The organism is Streptomyces albicerus (assembly GCF_008905045.1).
GTDB lineage: Bacteria > Actinomycetota > Actinomycetes > Streptomycetales > Streptomycetaceae > Streptomyces > Streptomyces albicerus.
Window position 1 is genome coordinate 1 of the sequence record NZ_VWMY01000059.1, and the last position, 20,077, is coordinate 20,077.

The 20,077-nt window shown below is 70.8% G+C and carries 17 protein-coding genes; 8 read left to right on the forward strand and 9 right to left on the reverse strand.

The genetic code is table 11. The annotated features are described in order from the left end of the window. Positions 1-405 precede the first annotated feature (405 nt). Genes GAS53_RS40485 through GAS53_RS40495 form a run of 3 tightly spaced genes read right to left on the reverse strand, consistent with a single transcriptional unit; the run spans position 406 to position 3,604 of the window. Positions 406-1,203 (reverse strand): sugar phosphate isomerase/epimerase family protein, encoded by a 798-nt coding sequence (locus GAS53_RS40485; RefSeq protein WP_151482810.1) that lies wholly within the window; start codon positions 1,201-1,203, stop codon positions 406-408. Positions 1,204-1,232: 29 nt separating this feature from the next. Next, complete coding sequence (locus GAS53_RS40490) at positions 1,233-2,408, reverse strand: dihydrodipicolinate synthase family protein (RefSeq protein ID WP_151482756.1); 1,176 nt, start codon at positions 2,406-2,408, stop codon at positions 1,233-1,235. 44 nt (positions 2,409-2,452) lie between these two features. Beyond that, positions 2,453-3,604: a Gfo/Idh/MocA family protein gene (locus tag GAS53_RS40495; RefSeq protein ID WP_151482757.1), complete on the reverse strand. Its 1,152-nt coding sequence runs from the start codon at positions 3,602-3,604 to the stop codon at positions 2,453-2,455. Positions 3,605-3,931: 327 nt separating this feature from the next. Between GAS53_RS40495 and GAS53_RS40500 the strand changes: the two genes are divergently transcribed. Continuing rightward, complete coding sequence (locus tag GAS53_RS40500) at positions 3,932-4,984, forward strand: LacI family DNA-binding transcriptional regulator (protein WP_151482811.1); 1,053 nt, start codon at positions 3,932-3,934, stop codon at positions 4,982-4,984. Between the two features lie 96 nt (positions 4,985-5,080). Here the strand turns inward: GAS53_RS40500 and GAS53_RS40505 are convergent, their stop codons facing one another. From GAS53_RS40505 to GAS53_RS40515, 3 genes are all read right to left on the reverse strand, one after another. Then, entirely contained in the window at positions 5,081-5,512 is a 432-nt protein-coding gene (locus GAS53_RS40505; RefSeq protein ID WP_151482758.1) for a VOC family protein, read from the reverse strand. 190 nt (positions 5,513-5,702) lie between these two features. Then, on the reverse strand, positions 5,703-6,551 hold the full coding sequence (locus GAS53_RS40510) for an aldo/keto reductase (RefSeq protein WP_151482759.1): 849 nt from the start codon (positions 6,549-6,551) through the stop codon (positions 5,703-5,705). A gap of 185 nt (positions 6,552-6,736) precedes the next feature. Next, positions 6,737-7,387: a TetR/AcrR family transcriptional regulator gene (locus GAS53_RS40515; RefSeq protein ID WP_151482760.1), complete on the reverse strand. Its 651-nt coding sequence runs from the start codon at positions 7,385-7,387 to the stop codon at positions 6,737-6,739. Between the two features lie 84 nt (positions 7,388-7,471). Between GAS53_RS40515 and GAS53_RS40520 the strand changes: the two genes are divergently transcribed. The 4 genes from GAS53_RS40520 to GAS53_RS40535 all read left to right on the forward strand — a co-directional run bounded on the left by GAS53_RS40520 (position 7,472) and on the right by GAS53_RS40535 (position 12,929). Beyond that, complete coding sequence (locus GAS53_RS40520; protein ID WP_151482761.1) at positions 7,472-9,673, forward strand: MMPL family transporter; 2,202 nt, start codon at positions 7,472-7,474, stop codon at positions 9,671-9,673. Between the two features lie 257 nt (positions 9,674-9,930). After that, on the forward strand, positions 9,931-10,869 hold the full coding sequence (locus GAS53_RS40525; RefSeq protein WP_151482762.1) for a bifunctional helix-turn-helix transcriptional regulator/GNAT family N-acetyltransferase: 939 nt from the start codon (positions 9,931-9,933) through the stop codon (positions 10,867-10,869). 74 nt (positions 10,870-10,943) lie between these two features. Further along, positions 10,944-11,744, forward strand: coding sequence for a sugar phosphate isomerase/epimerase family protein (locus GAS53_RS40530; RefSeq protein ID WP_151482763.1), 801 nt, complete (start codon positions 10,944-10,946; stop codon positions 11,742-11,744). Positions 11,745-11,954: 210 nt separating this feature from the next. Continuing rightward, entirely contained in the window at positions 11,955-12,929 is a 975-nt protein-coding gene (locus tag GAS53_RS40535) for a hypothetical protein (protein WP_225859398.1), read from the forward strand. Here GAS53_RS40535 and GAS53_RS40540 read toward each other — a convergent pair. Beyond that, positions 12,875-13,810, reverse strand: a complete 936-nt coding sequence (locus GAS53_RS40540; protein ID WP_151482765.1) for an EamA family transporter — start codon at positions 13,808-13,810, stop codon at positions 12,875-12,877. The genes GAS53_RS40535 and GAS53_RS40540 overlap by 55 nt on opposite strands. Before the next feature lie 108 nt (positions 13,811-13,918). Here GAS53_RS40540 and GAS53_RS40545 point away from each other — a divergent pair, with 108 nt between their 5' ends. The 3 genes from GAS53_RS40545 (at position 13,919) to GAS53_RS40555 (ending at position 17,908) form a co-directional block, all read left to right on the forward strand. Beyond that, entirely contained in the window at positions 13,919-14,836 is a 918-nt protein-coding gene (locus GAS53_RS40545) for a LysR family transcriptional regulator (protein ID WP_151482812.1), read from the forward strand. Between the two features lie 493 nt (positions 14,837-15,329). Then, a complete protein-coding gene (locus GAS53_RS40550) occupies positions 15,330-17,144 on the forward strand; it encodes a glycoside hydrolase family 3 protein (protein WP_151482766.1) in 1,815 nt (604 codons plus the stop codon). A gap of 125 nt (positions 17,145-17,269) precedes the next feature. Further along, on the forward strand, positions 17,270-17,908 hold the full coding sequence (locus tag GAS53_RS40555) for a hypothetical protein (protein WP_151482767.1): 639 nt from the start codon (positions 17,270-17,272) through the stop codon (positions 17,906-17,908). A gap of 75 nt (positions 17,909-17,983) precedes the next feature. Here GAS53_RS40555 and GAS53_RS40560 read toward each other — a convergent pair whose 3' ends face one another. Both GAS53_RS40560 and GAS53_RS40565 read right to left on the reverse strand, forming a co-directional pair. After that, positions 17,984-19,432, reverse strand: a complete 1,449-nt coding sequence (locus GAS53_RS40560; protein ID WP_151482768.1) for a S28 family serine protease — start codon at positions 19,430-19,432, stop codon at positions 17,984-17,986. A gap of 116 nt (positions 19,433-19,548) precedes the next feature. Continuing rightward, on the reverse strand, positions 19,549-19,941 hold the full coding sequence (locus GAS53_RS40565) for a hypothetical protein (RefSeq protein WP_151482769.1): 393 nt from the start codon (positions 19,939-19,941) through the stop codon (positions 19,549-19,551). Between the last annotated feature and the right edge of the window lie 136 nt (positions 19,942-20,077).

The window sequence follows — 20,077 nt, forward strand, 5'->3', positions numbered from 1 at the left end:
CCACAGCGCGCACGCGGACACGGTGGGCGCCCTGAATGTTCTACGGGCCGGGCTGGTCCGTCGCGACGCCAACCCGGCATAGCGAGAAGCCCCCGCCTTCAGGTGAGGGAGGAGTCACTTGAACAGGACGATGTCTCCGGACCGCGCGTTCCGCTTCGAGACCGACGGGGCCTTGCGGTACTTGGTCATGTGGCGCCGGAGGTTCTCGGTGCCCGACCAGGTATAGCTCATGCCGACCAGCGACCGGTTTAGCCATATTCAGGCAGATATCATGCGAGTGACATCGATCATCGGGCGGAGCGGAACGCCGACGGGCGAAATCCCGTCGACGTTCCGTTCCCGGCATTCTTCGGACTGAGTTCCGCGAGCCGCGTCCCTCAGGTCGTGTTCCGCGAGCCATGTTCCTCAGGCCGCGTGCTCCACGAACCGCGCCGCCGTCTCCGCCAGCACCTCGCGGCCGTCCCTGGCCCACAACCCGTCGTTGAACAGCTCGACTTCGATGGGGCCGGTGTAGCCGGCCGCTTCGACGTAGGACTTCCACTCGCGCATGTCGATCGCGCCGTCGCCGATCTGGCCGCGGCCGGTCAGGACGCCCTCGGGCAACGGGGTGGTCCAGTCGGCGAGTTGGAAGGTGTGGATGCGGCCGCCGGCGCCCGCGCGGGCGATCTGCGCGGGGGCCTGGTCGTCCCACCAGATGTGGTACGTGTCGACCGTGACGCCCACCTGCTCCGCCGGGAAGCGTTCCGCGAGGTCCAGGGCCTGGGTCAGGGTGGAGACCACGCAGCGGTCCGAGGCGTACATCGGGTGGAGGGGTTCGATGGCCAGCCGGACGCCACGCGAGGCCGCGTACGGGCCCAGCTCGCCCAGTGCGTCCGCGATGCGCTCCCGTGCGCCGTGGAGGTCCTTCGAGCCCGCCGGGAGGCCGCCCGAGACCAGCACCAGGGTGTCCGTGCCGAGCGTGGCGGCCTCGTCGATCGCGCGGCGGTTGTCGGCCAGGGCCTCGGCCCGCTCGGCCGGGTCGATCGCCGTGAAGAAGCCGCCCCGGCAGAGCGTCGTGACCGTCAGGCCGGCGTCGCGGATGAGCTTGGCCGTCGCGTCCACGCCGTACGACTGGACCGGCTCGCGCCACAGGCCGACGCCCGGGACGCCCAACTCCAGGCAGGCGTCGACCAGTTCGGGCATCGACAGCTGCTTGACCGTCATCTGGTTGATGGAGAAACGCGACAGGGCACTCACTGGTTCACTCCGTACAGGGAGAGCAGGTTCTTCATACGGGCCTGAGCGAGCGCCGGGTCCGGGAACAGGCCCAGGCCGTCGGCGAGTTCGTACGCGCGGGCGAAGTGCGGGAGCGAGCGGGCCGACTGGAGGCCGCCGACCATCGTGAAGTGCGACTGGTGGCCCGCGAGCCAGGCGAGGAAGACCACGCCCGTCTTGTAGAAACGGGTGGGGGTCTGGAAGAGGTGGCGGGACAACTCGACGGTGGGGTCGAGGAGTTCGTGGAAGCCGTCGGCGTTGCCGGTGTCCAGCACCCGTACGGCCTCGGCCGCCAGCGGGCCCAGCGGGTCGAAGATGCCGAGGAGGGCGTGGCTGAAGCCGCGGTCGTCTCCGGCGATCAGTTCGGGGTAGTTGAAGTCGTCGCCGGTGTAGCAGCGCACGCCGTCGGGGAGGCGGCGGCGGATGTCGATCTCACGCTGGGCGTCCAGCAGGGAGACCTTGATGCCGTCCACCTTGTCCGGGTGGGCGGCGATGACCTCCAGGAAGGTGTGGGTGGCGGCGTCCAGATCGGTGCTGCCCCAGTAGCCCTCCAGCGCCGGGTCGAACATCGGGCCCAGCCAGTGCAGGATCACGGGCTCGGAAGCCTGGCGCAGCAGATGGCCGTAGACCTCCAGGTAGTCCTCGGGTCCCTTGGCCACGGCGGCCAGGGCCCGGGAGGCCATGAGGATGGCCTGGGAGCCTGCCTCCTCGACCAGCGCGAGCTGCTCCTCGTACCCGGCCCGGATCTCGTCGAGGCTGTACGGGTAGCCGATCTCCGTGACGGACAGCTGGTCGGTGCCCACTCCGCACGCGATCAGCCCGCCGACGGCCTTCGCCTCGGCGGCGGACCGCCTGATCAGCTCGGCCGCGCCTGCCCAGTCCAGGCCCATCCCCCGCTGGGCGGTGTCCATCGCCTCCGCGACGCCGAGCCCGTGGGACCACAGGTGGCGGCGGAAGGCGAGGGTGGCGTCCCAGTCGACGGCGGCGGGCGAGTCGGGGGTGGTGTCCGCGTATGGGTCGGCGACCACGTGGGCCGCCGAGTAGACCGTACGGGAGGCGAAGGGGGCTCCGGTGGTGACGGCGAGCGGTTCGGTGCGCGGGGTGTAGGAGCGCAACGTCCCGTCCGGGCCCGGAAGCTGAATCGCCCCGTTCATTCCGTTCGTTCCGTTCGCCGTGTTCATTCCGTTCGTTCCGTTCGTCACAGCGCGATCTCCGGTACGTCGAAACGGCGGCCCTCGGCCGAGGACTTCAGCCCCAGTTCGGCGAGCTGGACGCCGCGGGCGCCCGCCAGGAGGTCCCAGTGGTAGGGCGCGTCCGCGTAGACGTGCTTGAGGAAGAGCTCCCACTGAGCCTTGAAGCCGTTGTCGAACTCGGCGTTGTCGGGGATCTCCTGCCACTGGTCGCGGAAGGAGTAGGTGGCCGGGATGTCGGGGTTCCAGACCGGCTTGGGTGTCGAACTGCGGTGCTGGACACGGCAGTTGCGAAGGCCGGCCACGGCCGAGCCCTCGGTGCCGTCGACCTGGAACTCGACGAGTTCGTCGCGGTTGACGCGTACGGTCCAGGACGAGTTGATCTGGGCGATCGCGCCGCCTTCCAGCTCGAAGATGCCGTACGCGGCGTCGTCGGCCGTGGCGTCGTACGGCTTGCTCTGCTCGTCCCAGCGCTGCGGGATGTGCGTGGCGGTGAGCGCCTGCACGGACGTCACGCGGCCGAACAGCTCGTGGAGGACGTACTCCCAGTGCGGGAACATGTCGACAACGATGCCACCGCCGTCCTCGGCCCGGTAATTCCACGACGGGCGCTGGGCGGACTGCCAGTCGCCCTCGAAGACCCAGTAGCCGAACTCGCCGCGGACGGAGAGGATCCGGCCGAAGAAGCCGCCGTCGATGAGCCGCTTGAGCTTGAGCAGGCCGGGGAGGAAGAGCTTGTCCTGGACGACACCGTGCTTGATGCCGGCGACCGCGGCCAGGCGGGCCAGCTCCAGGGCGCCGTCGAGGCCCGTCGCGGTCGGCTTCTCGGTGTAGATGTGCTTGCCCGCCGCGATCGCCTTCTTGATCGCCTCCTCGCGGGCCGAGGTGACCTGGGCGTCGAAGTAGATGTCGATGGTCGGGTCGGCGAGCACGGCGTCGAGGTCCGTGGACCAGTGCTCGATGCCGTGCCGGTCCGCGAGCGCCTTGAGGGCGTGCTCGCGGCGGCCGAGGAGGACCGGCTCGGGCCACAGCACGGTGCCGTCGCCGAGGTCGAGGCCACCCTCTTCGCGGATGGCCAGGATGGAACGGACCAGGTGCTGGCGGTAGCCCATGCGCCCAGTCACACCATTCATGGCGATACGCACCGTCTTGCGTGTCACGTCATTCCCTTCGTAGGCGTCGTACTCAGCGTCGTACGCGAGTGTGCGCGCCGCCTACACCCGTACTGATGAGCGTTGCAGCAAGCGCTTTCTATCCAATGAGAAGCTAGCCTCTGAGCAGCGGTCCGGACAAGACCGTGACGGGGACGAGTTGTTCGAAGGTGCGAACAACAGGGGGCTTCGGCCATAAGGTCTGCACGAAACCGTGGCTGGGGGCTCGTGCGTGTACGGCCTTGGGAGGACGGCGTACGGCCCGGGAGGGTCGTGTACGGCCTCGGAACGGTGTACGACGACGTACGACGAGATGCGCGACCGGAGGACGACGAGATGACGGTGACCCTGGCGGACGTGGCGGCCCGCGCGCAGGTCTCGCCCGCGACGGTGTCGCGCGTGCTGAACGGGAACTATCCCGTGGCCGCCTCCACCCGTGAGCGGGTGCTGCGAGCCGTGGACGAACTGGACTACGTACTGAACGGCCCGGCGAGTGCGCTCGCCGCCGCCACGTCCGACCTGGTCGGGATCCTGGTCAACGACATCGCCGACCCGTTCTTCGGGATCATGGCGGGGGCGATCCAGTCCGAGATCGGGGGGCCCGGGGGCCGGGCGGGAGGTGAGCGGCTCGCCGTCGTGTGCAACACCGGCGGGTCCGCGGAGCGCGAGCTCACCTACCTCACGCTCCTTCAGCGTCAGCGCGCCGCCGCGGTGGTGCTGACGGGCGGGGCCGTGGAGAACACCGCGCACGCGGAGGCCGTGGCGACGAAGCTGCGGAAGCTCGCGGACGCGGGGACGAAGATCGTGCTGTGCGGGCGGCCGCCCGCACCGGCGGACACCGACGCGGTGGCGCTCACCTTCGACAACCGGGGCGGCGGGCAGCAGCTCACCGAGCATCTGATCGGCCTCGGCCACCGGCGCATGGGCTATATCGCGGGCCCGGAGGAGCGCACCACGACCCGCCACCGCCTCGAGGGCCACCGGGCCGCGCTCGCCGCGCACGGCGTCCCCGACAACCCCGACTGGACGGTCCACGGCCGCTACGACCGCCGGGCCGGATACGAGGCGACCCTCGAACTCCTGCGCCGCGACCCGGAGTTGACGGCCGTTGTCGCCGCCAACGACACGGTCGCCCTCGGCGCGTGCGCCGCGGTACGCGACTCCGGCCTCCGCATCCCGGACGACGTCTCCGTCGTCGGCTTCGACGACCTCCCCTTCAGCATCGACGCGGTACCCGCCCTGACGACGGTCCGGCTGCCGCTGGCGGACGCGGGCGCCCGGGCCGGGCGGATCGCGATGGGCCGGGAGGAGGCGCCGCCCGGAGGGATCGCCACGATTCGGGGGGAGTTGATGGTGCGGGGGTCGACGGGGGCGCCGAAGAACTCCTGATGTTCGGGGCGGGTCGGGCGGCCCAGCGCGTCGGCGGGCCGGGGCGTCCGAGGTGAGTCGTGCCCGCTCGCCTTCCGCGCGTCGGGCTCCGGCGCGTCAGGCGGCGAAGACCTGGGAGTCGTCGGCGAACGCCTTGAACTCCAGGGCGTTGCCCGCCGGGTCGAGGAGGAACATCGTCCACTGCTCGCCGGTCTGCCCCTCGAAGCGCACATAGGGCTCGATCACGAACTCGGCGTCGGCCGCGCGCAGTCGGTCGGCGAGCTTGCGGAACTCGGGGACCGTGAGGATCAGCCCGAAGTGCGGCACGGGTACGTCGTGGCCGTCGACCGGATTGTGGACCTGCCGCGCACGCTCCGGCGCGAGGTGCGTGACGAACTGGTGGCCGTGCAGGTTCCAGTCCACCCAGGTGTCGGCGCTGCGGCCCTGCTCCAGGCCCAGCACCTCGCCGTAGAACCGGCGGGCGGCGGCCAGGTCGTCGACCGGCATGGCCAGGTGGAAACGGGGGATCGGGGAGTCGAGAACGGTCATGGGTCGCGTCCTTCTCTTCTCGCTCTTCTCGGGCTCTTCTCGGGTTGTCGCAGTGTTGACGTTACGACGACCGGCCGGTGCCCGACCGGCCCGGCAGTCGGGGCGCCTCCTCGCGCCGCCCGGGGCCGCCTCCGCGAGGCAGCCGTCGCGGTCGTCCGGTGGACAGCCCACCGACCGACGGGCCGACGGCCTACGCCGGCTCGGACAGCCCGTCCAGGCGCGCCCGTTGGGCCGGGCTCAGCTCGAGGCCGGCCGCGGCGACGTTCTCTTCCAGGTGGGCGATTCGGGCCGTGCCCGGGATGGGGAGCATGACCGGAGAGTGGCCGAGGAGCCAGGCGAGCAACACCTGGGTGGGTGTGGCGTCGAGTTCGGCCGCCACCGCGGCCACCTCGGTCTCGGCGCCCGACTTCCCCCACGCGACGGTCCGCCACGGCAGGAAGGCGATCCCCGCCGCCGCGCATGCCTCCAGCACCGGCTCGTGCTCACGGTCGAGCAGGTTGTAGCGGTTCTGCACGCTCGCGATGTCGACGATCCGCCGGGCCCGGTCGAGTTCGTCGACGGTGACCTCGGACAGCCCGATCCGGCCCACCTTGCCCTCCTCCCGGAGCTCCCGCAGCGCGCCGAGCTGGTCGGCGAGCGGGGTCTCGGGGTCGATGCGGTGCAGCTGGAGCAGCTCGATCCGTTCCACGCGGAGCCGGCGCAGGGCCTGGTCGACCTGGTCCCGCAGGACCTCCGGCCGGCCGTTCAGCTCCCACTCGCCCGAGGTCTCCGATCGGACGACCCCGACCTTGGTGGTGACGAGCAGCCCGTCCGCGTACGGGTACAGGGCCTCGGCGAGGAGTTCCTCGTTGGCTCCCCCGCCGCCGTACATGTGGGCGGTATCGATCAGCGTCACGCCCAGTTCGACGGCCCGCCGGGCGACCGCGACGGCCGCCTCGCGTTCGGCGGCGGGCTCGGTCGGCAGGTGCATGGCCCCGAATCCGAGCCGCCGCACCTCCAGATCGCCGCCGATACGGAACGTGGTCGATGTGGTCGTCATCCACTGCCCTCCCCCTGGCTGAAGTGGCAACGCTAACAGCGCAGTTGGCGAGCGCATCGGCCTGAAGGGTGAAGACGGGGACTGGAGACGGGAACGGCTACGGCGCGCTCGGCCCGGCCCGGCATCGGTGGCGGCGACCAGCCGCCCCGGACCGGCAGGGCAGGGCAGGGCAGGGCAGGGCACGCCTAACGGATCAGCCCCGCCACGATCGTCGTCAGCGTGCTCTCGACGACCGCGTCGCGCTGCTCGGCGGGGAGGCGGGCCAGGGGGCCGTCGAGGACGAGCAACGACAGGCCGTGGACGGTCGACCAGGCGGCGACCTCGGCCGCGGGGCGGTTCTCCGGCCGCATCCGGCCCGTGGCCACGAGTGCGTCGAGCGTGTCCGAGAGCTCCACGAAGGCCGCGAGCTCCGGCCTGTCGTCGGGGACTTCGAGGCCGGTGAAGTCGTCGTCCTCCCCCGGGGTCGTGCGGCAGAAGGCGGTGCGGTAGAGCCCCGGGTGCTCGATCGCGAACCGGACGTACCCGCGCCCGATCGCCTCGGCCCTGCGCACGGCCTCCTCCCCGGGGTCGTCGAGCCGGGGCAGGGCGCGCACGGCCGCGGTCATCGACGCGGCGAGCGCCTGCTGGCCGCGGAGCTTCACTGCCTGGAGGAGGTCTCCCTGGCCGCTGAAGTGGCGGTACGCGGCGGTGGGCGACACGCCGACGCTGCGGGCCGCCTCGCGCAGGACGACCCGCTCGGGGCCGCCCTCGGCCGCGAGTTCCACGGCGGCCCCGATCAGCGCGTTGCGGAGGTCGCCGTGGTGGTAGCGGGGCTTGCCGCCCGTGATCGGTCCCATGACACCATCCTGCCCGAAGTTGACGCCGTTAACATCCTGTGTCACCGTCAATGTTAACGGCATAAACATCCGGAGGCGATCACCGTGTTCGATCGAATTGCCGGGCTGGCCCTCCACCGGGGCCGACTCGTACTGACACTGACCGTGGTGGCCGTGGTCGCCATGGGGGCCATCGGCTTCGGGGCGTTCGGCAAGCTCCTGGGCGGGGGCTTCGAGGATCCGAACGCGCCCTCGACCCGCGCCCAGGAGCTCATCGACGAGAAGTTCGGCGGCGAGACCAATCTGGTCCTGCTGGTCCGGGCCGACGACGGCGACCTCGGCTCCCCCGCCGCCGAACGCGCGGGCCGCACCCTCACCTCGGACCTCAAGGGCGAGCCCACCGTGGCGAACGTGATCTCGTACTGGGACACCGGCGCCGCCACGCTGACCTCCCGGGACGGCGACGCGGCGCTGGTGCTGGCCCACGTCAAGGGCGACGACACCGAGCAGGGCGACAACGCCTCGGCGCTCATCAACGAGTACACCGGCGACCGGAACGGTCTGACCGTGCAGGCCGGCGGAGAGGCCGCGGTCGGCGACGAGGTCCCCACCCAGGTCGCCAAGGACCTCGCGCTGGCCGAGACGATCGCCGTGCCCCTGATCCTCATCCTGCTCGTGATCGCCTTCGGCAGCATCGTCGCGGCACTGCTGCCCCTGGTCATCGGGCTGATCGCGATCGTCGGCACGTTCGCCGAGCTCTATGTGCTCGGCAGCGTCACCAACGTGTCGGTGTTCGCGATCAACCTCACCACCGCCCTCGGCCTGGGCCTCGGCATCGACTACGCCCTGCTCATGATCAGCCGGTTCCGCGAGCACCTCGCGGAGGGCGCCGAGGTTCCGGAAGCACTCCGGCACACCGTGCGGACGGCCGGGCGGACCATCGTCTTCTCCGCGGCCACCGTCGCCGCCGCGCTGGCGGCCCTGCTGGTCTTCCCGCAGTTCTTCCTGCGCTCCTTCGCCTACGCGGGCATCGGCGTGGTGGTCATCGCCGCCGTCAGCGCCCTGCTCGTCGTCCCGGCGCTGCTCGCCGTGCTCGGCCACCGGGTCAACAACGGCCGGCTGCCCTGGGCGCAGACCCTGCGCAGCGCCGAGGCGCCCGTCTGGGGCCGGCTGGCCCGTACGGTCATGCGCAGGCCCGCCCTGACCGCGCTGCCGGTCCTCGGGATCCTGCTGCTCGCCGCGAGTCCGCTGCTCGGCGTCACCTTCGGCACGCCGGACGAGCGGGTGCTGCCGGAGAGCGCCCAGAGCCGGCAGGTCGCCACCACGGTGCAGCGCGACTTCACGGGCAGCGATGAGTCGGCGGTGCAGATCGTCACGACCGGGGCCGTGGCCGCGGACGGGCTGCGTTCGTACGCGACCGAGCTGTCGCGGCTCGACGGCACCGTGCGGGTCGAGACGTCCGCGGGTACCTTCAGCGACGGCCGCGCCACCCCGCCAGGGCCCGCGAACGCGGCCCTCGGCCGGCCCGACGCCCAGCGGATCACGGTCGTCACCGGCCTCACCCCCAAGTCGGACGAGGCCCAGGACCTGGTCAAGGACGTACGGGCGGTGGCTCCGCCCGCCGGGACCGAGGCGCTGGTCGGCGGCACCGACGCGCGGCTCGTCGACTCCAGGGACTCGATCGCCGACCGGCTCCCGGCCGCGATCGGCCTCGTCGCGGGCACCACGTTCGTGCTCCTCTTCCTGTTCACCGGCAGCGTGGTCCAGCCACTGCGGGCGCTGGTCCTCAACGCCGTCAGCCTCACCGCGGCCATCGGCGTGATGGTGTGGATCTTCCAGGACGGCCATCTGTCCTCCCTGCTCGGCTTCACGCCGCAGCCGATGGACACCTCCATGACGGTGCTCATGTTCTGCATCGCCTTCGGCCTGTCCATGGACTACGAGGTCTTCGTGACCAGCCGGATCAAGGAGCTGCACGACACGGGCGCCGACACGGAGACCGCCGTCACCAGCGGGCTCTCGCACACCGGGCGGATCGTGACCATGGCCGCCGGGCTGCTCGCGGTGAGCTTCTTCGCCTTCGGCACGGCCCAGGTCAGCTTCATCCAGATGTTCGGGCTCGGCAGCGGTCTGGCCATCCTGATCGACGCGGTGGCCGTACGCGGAGTGCTCGTACCGGCGGCCATGCGCATCCTCGGCCGTACGGCCTGGTACTCGCCGAAGCCGCTGCGCACGGTGCACGGGCGGCTGGGCCTCACCGAGGGCGCGCCCGCCGAGAAGGAGGAGCGGACGCCCGCCAAGGTCTGACCCTCTGGCGGCGAGAGCGGCGAGAGCGGCGAGAGCGGCGAGGGCCGCGAGCGGTCGACGCAGGTGCCCGGCCGGGAAACCCCGGCCGGGCACCTGGCAGCGAATCCCCGGCCGGACGCCTGCCGGGAATCCTCGGCCGGGCGTACCCGCAAAACCCCGTGCGAGATTCCGATCCCAGCGGCATAATCTCTGACTGAGTCAGCTATCTACCCGTTACGCAGCCCCTCGTGTGAGCCGCAAAGCAGGTGTGAGGTGTCATGACCGTTCAAGAGATCCGTGCCTTCAACCGCTTCTATACGAACCTCATCGGCGCGCTGGACTACAGCCGCCAACTCCACGCCCCGTACACGCTCACGGAGTCCCGCGTGCTGTACGAACTCGCCCACTCCCCGCGCACGGACGCGGCGGACCTCCGTACCGAACTCTGCCTGGACTCGGGCTATCTGAGCCGTCTGCTGGCGAAGTTCGAGAAGGACGGGCTGATCGAGCGCGCACCGTCCGAGCAGGACACCCGCCGTCGCCGCGTCACGCTCACGGCCAGCGGCCGGGAGACCGCCGACCTCCTCGACGAGCGTTCACGCGAGGCGGTCGGCTCACTGCTGTCCACGGTGCCGCCGCGGGACCGCCCCCGCCTCACCGAGGCGATGCACACAGTCCGCGAGATCCTCTCCGACGGCCACCGCCGGCCGCCCCGCGGCGAGGACGTCCTGCTCCGTGAACCCGGCCCGGGCGACCTCGGCTGGATCGTGCAGCGCAACGCCGCGCTGTACGCCGCCGAGTACGGCTGGAACGCGGACTACGAGGGCCTGGTCGCCCGGATCGTCGCCGATTTCGCCGAGGACCACGACCCGCACCTGGAGCGGGTGTGGATCGCGGAGCTGGACGGCCGCCCGGTCGGCTGCGTGATGTGCGTACGGGACGAGGCACCCGGCGCCGCCCGGCTGCGCCTCCTGCTCGTCGAACCGGACGCGCGCGGCCTGGGCATCGGCGATCAACTGGTGCGGGCCTGCATCGAGTTCACGCGCGGCGTCGGCTACCGCGAGCTGGTCCTGTGGACGAACGACGTGCTGGCCTCCGCCCGCCGTATCTACCAGCGCCACGGCTTCGTCCTGCTCGCCGAGAAACCGCACCGCTCCTTCGGCAAGGACCTGGTCGGCCAGGACTGGCGCCTGGACCTGCACGGCTCGCAGGAGTGACACAGGAGTGACAACGGAAAAGTGGCAGCGGACGGACGAGTGACAGCGGACAGGTGACGGGTAGTGTCCGGGGCATGAAGCTGGCCTTCTCCACTCTCGGTGTACCCGGACTCCCGATGAGCGACGTGGTGCGGCTCGCCGCCACGCACGGCTACCACGGCGTCGAGCTGCGCGCGCATCCCGAGGAGCCGGTCCATCCCGGCATCGGCCTCACCGAGCGGGCCGACGTGGCGGCCGAGTTCAAGGCGGCGGGCATCGAGATCCTGGGCCTCGCGGGGTACGCGCGCGTGGCGGCACCGGGCGACGACGGTCCCGTACTGGGCGAGATCCGTGCGCTCCTGGAGCTCGCCCGCGACCTCGGCGCCCCCTTCATCCGCGTCTTCCCCGGCGCCGGCCCGGACCAGGGCCCCGAGGAGGCCGACGCGACGGCCGCCCGCCGCCTGGGCACGGCGGCGGAGTACGCGGCCGACCTGGGCGTACGGATCCTCCTCGAGACCCATGACTCGCACCGCACCGGCGCCGACGCGATCCGTGTCCTCGGCCTCGTCGGCCACCGCCAGGTCGGCTCCCTCTGGGACGTCATGCACACCTGGCTGGGCGGCGAACAGCCCTCGTCCACCTACGCCGCGCTCTCCCCCTACCTCGGCTACGTCCAGGTCAAGGACATCGCCTCCGCCGACGACACGACCCCGCTGCCGCTCGGCTCGGGCGTCCTCCCCCTCACGGAGTGCGTCGAACTTCTCTCCCGCGAGGGCTGGGACGGCTGGCTGTGCTGGGAGTACGAGAAGCGGTGGTACGAGTCGGCCGCACCGCTCGAAGGCTTGCTGGGCGCGGGCCGGGAGCATCTGGCGCGGCTGCTGAACGAGTCGGCGTAGGGCACCGACGACGAGAGGGAAGGCGGCCTGCCGGCGCCAGGACGGGGTTCCGCCGGGCGTCGCGGCCGTCGTTCACGTCGTACGACACCTTCCGGACGTGCTCGCCCGCCGCTGTGCGATGATCCGTCGACAGGCCCTCCGGCCGGAGGAATCCGTAGACCCGATCGGGCAGTTGGAGGGTGAGCCGTGCAGGAGCACCACCCACCCCTGATGCTCGTCCGAGAAGCCCTCCGCACTCTCGGTCTCCACTGGCGTCCCCTCTACGGGCTCACGCTCATCGTCACCGCCCTCACCACCCTGGCCGGAGGCGGCATCGTGACGGCCGGGTTCCTCGTGTCCTGGGGCACGTTCGAGGAGGTCCGAAGAAGCGCGGAGCAGAATGTCGCCGACGAGGACCCCATCGTGGCGTACATCGACGGCCGGATGGAGTCGCTGCAAGAGGTCGGAGCCGTCGTCACGGTCCTGCTCCTGGTCGTCGCGTTGGTCGTCCTCGCCGTGCTGCACACCGCTCACGCGATCGCCTTCGACCACACCCGCAACGGCGGCCAAGGACGCATGAGCATCGGGGAGTTGTGGGCGCGCACGCGCCCACACGTCGGCGTCGCCATCCGGGTGGAGGGGCGGACCTGGCTGCGCGTCGGCGCTGTCGCCTTCCTGGGGTTCGCGCTGTGGGCCGCCGTCGAGGCGGGCGCGGTGCCCGGCGTGGAGCGTACGAACGTCGGTGAGACCGCGACGATGCAGTACCGGATCGTGGGCTGGGGCCTGCCGATCGCGATCGCGGGACTCGGCCTGCTGGTGTATTTCCGCCACTGCGTGGCCACCGCTGCGCTGGTCTCCGAGAGCTCCTCCTCCAAGGCGGCCGTACGCCGCTCCTGGGCGCTGACTCGGGTCGCGCCCTGGAAGACGTACGGCATGGGCCTGTTCCTCGCGGCCGCCGTCGTACTCGTCTTCGTCCTCCTCCAGTACGCGGCCGCCCCCGTCGCCCACCCCCTCGGCCTGGCCATGCTCTGGCTGAGCGGCGACAACGCGTACATCACCGGCGTACTGGTCCTGATCACCCCGACCGCGGTGGCGCTGTTGCTGCTGCCCTTGGTGATCCTGCCGCCCGTGTACGCGGTGGTGGCCCTGCTCTACAGGGACCTGCGCGCGCTGGAGAGCGGCAGCCGCGTCACCTCCGCGGTGTGAGGCTCGGGGGCCGGCCGAGCAGGGCCGCCGGTCCTCACGAGCGAAGCCAGTGCCACTCCGCCCACCAGCAACGCCGCCGCGCACCACCGCAGTGGGCTGACCGACTCCCCCAGGAACAGCGCCGCCGACGACATCCCGAAGACCGGGACCAGGAGCGAGAACGGGGCCACCGTCGAGGCGGGGTGGCGGCGCAGCAGCCACCCCCACGCCCCGAAGCCGAACACCGTCGTCACCCAGGCGACGTAGACGATGACGCCTACCCCCTGCCAGTCCAGGGCACGCAGGGCGGCGAGGTCACGGGACGGGCCTTCCATCAGGAGGGACAGCCCCAGCAACGGCAGCACAGGGACGGTACTCACCCACACCATGAAGTTCAGGGAGTCGGGCGGGGACGCCTTGCGCGTAAGGACATTGGAGACTCCCCAGCAGGCGGCGGCCGCGACAACCAGCAAGAAGGCGAGCAGAGGGCCCGACGTGCCCTCGTCCACGGCCGCCACTCCCACCCCGCACAGTGCGATCGCCATGCCCAACAGCCGTATCCGGGTGGGGCGTTCGCCCAGAGCCACGTATGCGAACAGCGCCGTGAAGACGGCCTGGATCTGCACCACGAGCGACGACAGTCCGGCGGGCATCCCGGCGTCCATCCCGATGAAGAGCAGTCCGAACTTCACCACCCCCAGCACCAGCCCCACCCCCACGACCCACTTCCACGCCACCTTCGGGCGCCCCACGAAGAAGACCGCGGGCAGCGCGGCCACCAGGAAGCGCAGGGCCGAGAAGAGGAGCGGCGGGAAGTGGTCGAGGCCGATCTCGATGACGGTGAAGTTCACGCCCCAGACGGCGGCGACGAGGACGGCGAGACAGAGGTGGGCGGGTCGCATGCGTCGAGGATCACGCCCCGGAACCATGAAGCACCAGCGATGATTGCTGCATGGATGGATGAAGCACCGCTTACGACCTGGGGCGAAGCCCGCCGACTGGAGGCCACCGTGCTCGATCTGCAACGCCTGCGCGCCCTGCACGCCGTCTCCGTGCACGGCACCGTCGCCGCCGCGGCGGCCGCGCTCGGATACACGCCTTCCGCCGTGTCCCAGCAGATCGCGAAACTGGAGCGGGAGACCCGGACCGTGCTCCTCGAACGGCAGGGACGGGGCATACGGCTCACCGAGCAGGCGGAGCAACTGGCCGCGGCCGCACAGGAGTTGATGGCCGTCGTCGAGCGGGCCGAGACGGAGCTGGAGGAGCGGCGGGGACTCCCGGTCGGCCGGCTGACCATCGCGGCCTTCGCGAGCGCGGCGCGCGGTCTCCTGCCGGGCGTACTGGCCGACCTGGCCAAACGGCACCCGGCTCTGGATACCCGGATGTCCGAGATCGACCCGCACCTGTCCGTGGACCTGGTCGCCAAGGGCGCGGTCGACGTCGCCATCGTGCACGACTGGGACATCGCACCCCTGCCCACCCCTCCGGGGGTCGAACAGGCCGTGATCGGGGACGACCTGTGCGATCTTCTGGTCCCCGCGGACCACCCCTTCGCCGCCCGCCGCTCCGTTCGCCGCACGGACCTGAAGAACGAGCGCTGGATCTGCCAGCCACCCGGCCGGGTCTGCCACGACTGGCTGATACGCACACTGCGCGATGCCGGCTGCGAACCCGACATCGTCCACCAGGCCGACGAGAACCCGACCCTGGTCGCCCTTGTCGCGGCGGGCCTCGGTGTCGGCCTCGTTCCCCGCCTCGGCCGAGGCCCGCTGCCCGACGGGGTCGTGGAGGTCTCGCTCGACCCCATGCCCCTACGGCGGCTGTACGCACTGTGGCGCACGGGAGCGTCCCGCCGCCCGGCGATCGCGGAGACGGTCCGCGCGCTGCAGGACCACTGGCCCAGGGCGTCGGCGCACGCCGGCGGCTGACAGAACCTGGGGCGGCTGACACCTGAGGCGACTGGCAGAGCCTGATGAGGCGCCGGGCCGAACCGGCCCAAAACAACACCACACCCACCCCGTTGGGCACTTCCGTTCCCACCCATACCAATTTCGGGGAATCGGTGGATTCCGGGGAACCCATCCCCGCCACCCCCCGTCCAACCCGCATGCTGCCGGATGAGTCTTCGCAGTGCGGTGTCGGCTTCGCTGCTGGCTGCGATCGCTGACCACCCTCTCCGCCGCCTGCGGCCGGCAGCACGCCGTCATCGGCGCGCCCCCCTCCAACAGCGCCGATGACGGCCCCTCTTCTCTCCGCGTCTCTGCGCGCTCTTCTCTCCGCGCTCTTCTCTCCCGCGTTCACGGTGTGGGCTGTCCGCGCTATTGACTGGCAGAAATTTCCCGGATATCCGTGACTCCTTGGAAGTTTCCTTCATACTCGCCCCTCCACGGGCCCTCAGGGCCCTCTCCGGAAGGAGCGCACGTGCACACCTCCAGACGTACGCTGCTCGCTGCGACCGCGGGCGCGGCGGCGGCCGTCGCCGTCGGCGGCAGCCCCGCGCAGGCCAAGGACCCCGAAGCCGCCAAGGACGACGACAGGAAACTGCGCTCGCTCATCTCCCGTATGACGCTCGAGGAGAAGGTCGGGCAGCTCTTCGTGATGCGGGTGTACGGGCACTCGGCGACCGCGCCCGACCAGGCCGACATCGACGCCAACCTCAAGGAGATCGGCGTACGGACGGCCGCGGAGCTGATCGCCAAGTACCACGTGGGCGGCATCATCTACTTCGCCTGGGCGCACAACACCCGTGAGCCGCACCAGATCGCGGATCTGAGCAACGGGATCCAGCGGGCCTCGCTCGGACGGCCCCGCGGGCTGCCCGTCCTCATCTCCACCGACCAGGAGCACGGCATCGTCGCCCGCGTCGGCAAGCCCGCGACGCTCTTCCCGGGCGCGATGGCCCTCGGCGCGGGCGGTTCGCGCACGGACGCCCGTACGGCGGGCCGGATCGGCGGCGCGGAGCTGCGCGCGATGGGCATCCGGCAGGACTACGCGCCGGTCGCCGACGTGAACGTGAACCCGGCCAACCCGGTCATCGGCGTACGCTCCTTCGGCGCCGACCCGCAGGCGGTGGCCGGGATGGTCGCCGCCCAGGTGAAGGGCTATCAGAGCTCCGGGGTGGCCGCCACGTCCAAGCACTTCCCGGGGCACGGCGACACCGAGACCGACAGCCACTACGGCTTCCCGGTCATCGAGCACACCGAAGCCCAGTGGGCCGAGCTCGACGCTCCCCCGTTCAAGGCAGCCATCGCGGCCGGTATCGACTCGATCATGACCGCGCACATCATGGTCCCGGCGCTCGACCCGTCCGGCGACCCGGCCACCCTCTCGCGCCCCATCCTCACCGGCATCCTGCGCGAACGGCTCGGCTACGACGGCGTCGTGGTGACGGACTCGCTCGGCATGGAGGGCGTCCGCACGAAGTACGGCGACGACCGCGTGCCCGTACTCGCCCTGAAGGCCGGCGTCGACCAGCTCCTCAACCCGCCGAAGCTGGACGTCGCCTGGAACGCGGTCCTCCAGGCCGTCCGCGGCGGCGAACTCACGGAGGCACGCCTCGACGAGTCGATCCTGCGTGTGCTGCGGCTGAAGTCGAAGCTCGGGCTGCTGAAGGATCCGTACGTCACCCGGCGGGGCGTGGACCGGACGGTCGGGATCCCGTCGCATCTGAAGGCCGCCGACCGCATCGCCGAGCGGACCACGACACTGCTCGTCAACTCCTCCCGCCTGCTGCCGCTTTCGCGTCGTACGCATCCGAAGGTGCTCGTCGTCGGTGCCGATCCCGCCTCGCCGTCCGGCACCACGGGCCCGCCCACGACCGTGCTCGCGGCCGCGCTCACCGAGCTGGGCTTCACCGCGACGGCCCTCTCCACGGGCACGGCACCCTCCGCCGCGACCATCGCGCAGGCCGTCGCGGCGGCTCAGGACGCGGACGCGGTGCTCGTGGGGACGTACAACGTCACGGCCGCCTCCGCCCAGCGCACGCTGGTGAACCAGCTGCTCGCGACGGGCCACCCGGTGGTCGCGCTCGCCATCCGCAATCCGTACGACGTGGCCCAACTGCAGGATGTGAAGGCCTATTTGGCTGCGTACTCCTGGACGGACGTCGAACTGCGTGCCGCGGTACGGGTGATCGCGGGGCGGGTCGGTCCGGCCGGCAAGCTGCCGGTGCCGGTGCAGCGGGCGGACGATCCGGCGCAGGTGCTGTACCCCGTCGGGCACGGCCTGACGTACTAGAGCTGACGTACCGCACCTACGACGCACACCCGGCGCACCACCCCCAAGTGACGCAAAGCACCCCCCACGTCTGGCGTGGGCCCGCCGCGGCGGGTCACGCTGGGCGGGGGATCGGGGGGAACGTCATGCGTGATGCACGGAGCGTGGCTGCACGTCGCGCGGGGGTGGTGTGCGCGCTGCTGATGCTGGTGGCGGCGCTCACGGGATGTCAGCAGTCGTCCGGGTCCGAGGACGGCAGGCTGGAGGAGGCGACTCCGGCGCCGACGCGGGCTTCGGGGTACGGGGTGGTGTTCCTGTCGGTCGACGAGTGCAGTTCGTTCGGGCGCGAGTCGTTCACCGAGGTGGCGTGCACCAGCGAGAAGGCGGCGGCGCGGGTCGTCGCGCGGCACGACGGGAAGGTGGGCGAGGGGCCGCCCTGCCCCGCCACCACGGACTTCGTGCTGCACATCAGCGAGCAGAAGCCCTCGTCCGACGAGGACGGCGACGGCGCGGTCCCGCAGGGCTACGCCTGTATGCGCAATCTGGAGTCCCCGCATCCCGGCGATCCGGGCGGCGGCGGAGGCCCCCGCACGATCGTCGGCGACTGCGTCTACAGCGCGGGCGAGGGCGAGGTCCGCGAGACCTCCTGCGACAGCAAGGGCGAGAAGGCCCCGGAGTTCAAGGTGGCCGCGGCGGTGGAGAAGCGCACCGACTGCCCCGCCGCGACGGCGCTGTACGTCCAGCTGGGCGGGGCGAAGCCGGTGGGCTGCGCCCGCCCGCTGTAGCCCGAGGGCTTCAACGGACGGGCGCGGCAAGGCAGTTGCTACCGGCTGTCCTTGCGGTTGTTGTTGCGGTCGCGCCTACGGCCGGAGCTGGCGCTCCACCTTGCGCTTGTCGAGCTTCGCGTCGTACTTGGCCAGCGGCTTGGCCTTCTCCGGGTCCGCCTGGACCGCGGCCGAGGCGACGCCCGCCCACTCCAGGATCCGGGCCGTGGCGAGGGCCTTCTGGTCGGGGACGAGGTTCGCGACGCCGGCGTAGTGGTTCAGGCCGGGGGCCGTGAAGACGTACGAGTCACGGGCGCTCTTGCCGAGGCGGAACGGCTCGGCGCCCCACGGGTCGTTCTGGCCGTACACGAACAGCATCTGGTTCGCGTTGCGCTTGACCCACGCGTCGACGTCGGGCATCGCCCACGGCTGGAACTTCATGGGGATCTCGCGCGGTACGAAGTTCCGCGGCGGCTGGTACCCGTAGCGGATCAACTTCTTCTCGATGTGCGGGAAGCCGATGGTCGGCGCGCCGAGCTGCGTACCCGCCTGGTAGTAGTACGGCGTGTACGGCTCCAGGCCCTGGTCCGTGTAGGAGACGAAGCCCGTGACCTCGTCGACCGAGGCCCAGATCTCGTCGTCCGTGGCGTTCTTCGCGTCCGCCGGGATCATGTCGCATTCGGCGAGCATCCTGGTCTGCCAGAAGCCCCACACGTAGTCGAGGACGACCGCCTCGTACGCCTTGTCGAGGGTGCCGACCGTGTTGAAGGTATAGCCCTCCGCGGCGGCGAACTCCGCGTACTTCTTCTTCAGCGGCTCCCGGCGTACGAGCGCCTCGCGCTGCACCCCGTTCAGCCGGTCGCGGCACTCCTTGGTGCCGACGTTCGCGAAGAAGCGGTCGTACGCCGAGTCCTCCTTGTTCACCACGTCGTTGGGGGCGACGTACGCGACGACGCCGTCCATGTCACGCGGGTAGAAGCGCTCGTAGTACGTGGCGGTCATGCCGCCCTTCGAACCGCCCGTGGAGACCCACTTCTTGTCGTAGACCGGCTTGAGGGCCTTGAAGATGCGGTGCTGGTCGCTGGCCGCCTGCCAGATGTCGAGCTTGGTCCAGTCGGCCGGCTCGGGCCGGGACGGAGTGAAGAAGCGGTACTCCATCGAGATCTGGTTGCCGTCCACGATCTGGGTCGGCTCACGGCGACTCGGGTTCGTGGAGACGTTGTAGCCGCCGGTGTAGAAGACCGTCGGGCGGGCCGTGTCCTTGTGCAGCACGGTGATGCGCTGCTTGAAGGTGCCCTTGGACGGGTGCCGGTGGTCGACGGGCTGGGTGTAGTTGAGGACGAAGAAGCGGTAGCCCGTGTAGGGCTTCTCCTCGATCAGGCTCATGCCCGGTATCGCGAGGAGCCGGTCCTTGATGTCCGCGGCGTCGTCGGTGACGACATTGGTGCCGGTGGTGTCCGGCTGGGCGGCGGTGGCCGCCCCGGCCGTGCTCACGGTGCCTATGAGCACCACGAGTGACAACAGCCATCTGAGCGTCTTGCGCATGCGTTCTCCCCTGAATACGCAGATGTCCGCCGGAACCTAGCGGAGCAACTGCCGTCGCACCAGGGGATGTTGGGGTCATTCCGGACAGGTTGCCCGAGATGACGCAAGAAGATCGCTCAGCAGCGAATCCAGCCCGAACTCACCGAGCCCGAGCCGACGACACCCTTGATCCACACGCGGCGGTTGCCCGCGTGTGTTTTCACCGGACCCGCGTACTTCCTGAACCGCCCGCTGTTGGGCACCTCCGCCAGCCCGCGCGCCTGCACGCTCACCTTCATGTACTTCCGGGCGCCGACCCTCTTGGGATAGGTCACCGCGCACACGTAGCCGCGCCTCTTGTAGACCTCCACGTAGCCGGTGGAGAAGGTCAACGTACGCACCTTCCGCCCGGAGCACAGTGCCGCCGCCGACGCGTCGCCCACCCCCGGCCCCGCGAGCGCCAGCAGCCCCGACGCGGTCAGCACGGCCGTACCGAGCGCCAGGCGTCGGCGTATCGCGCCCATGTCCACTGGTGTCCCTCCGCGGCCCGCAGCAATTGGAGTACTGATGTACGGACGCATGACGTACGGCGGATGGTTGCATCGTCCGACCGACGCGGCCTTTCTGCGTGTTTGAGGTGACCTTTCCTGTTTACCCGTGGTTCAA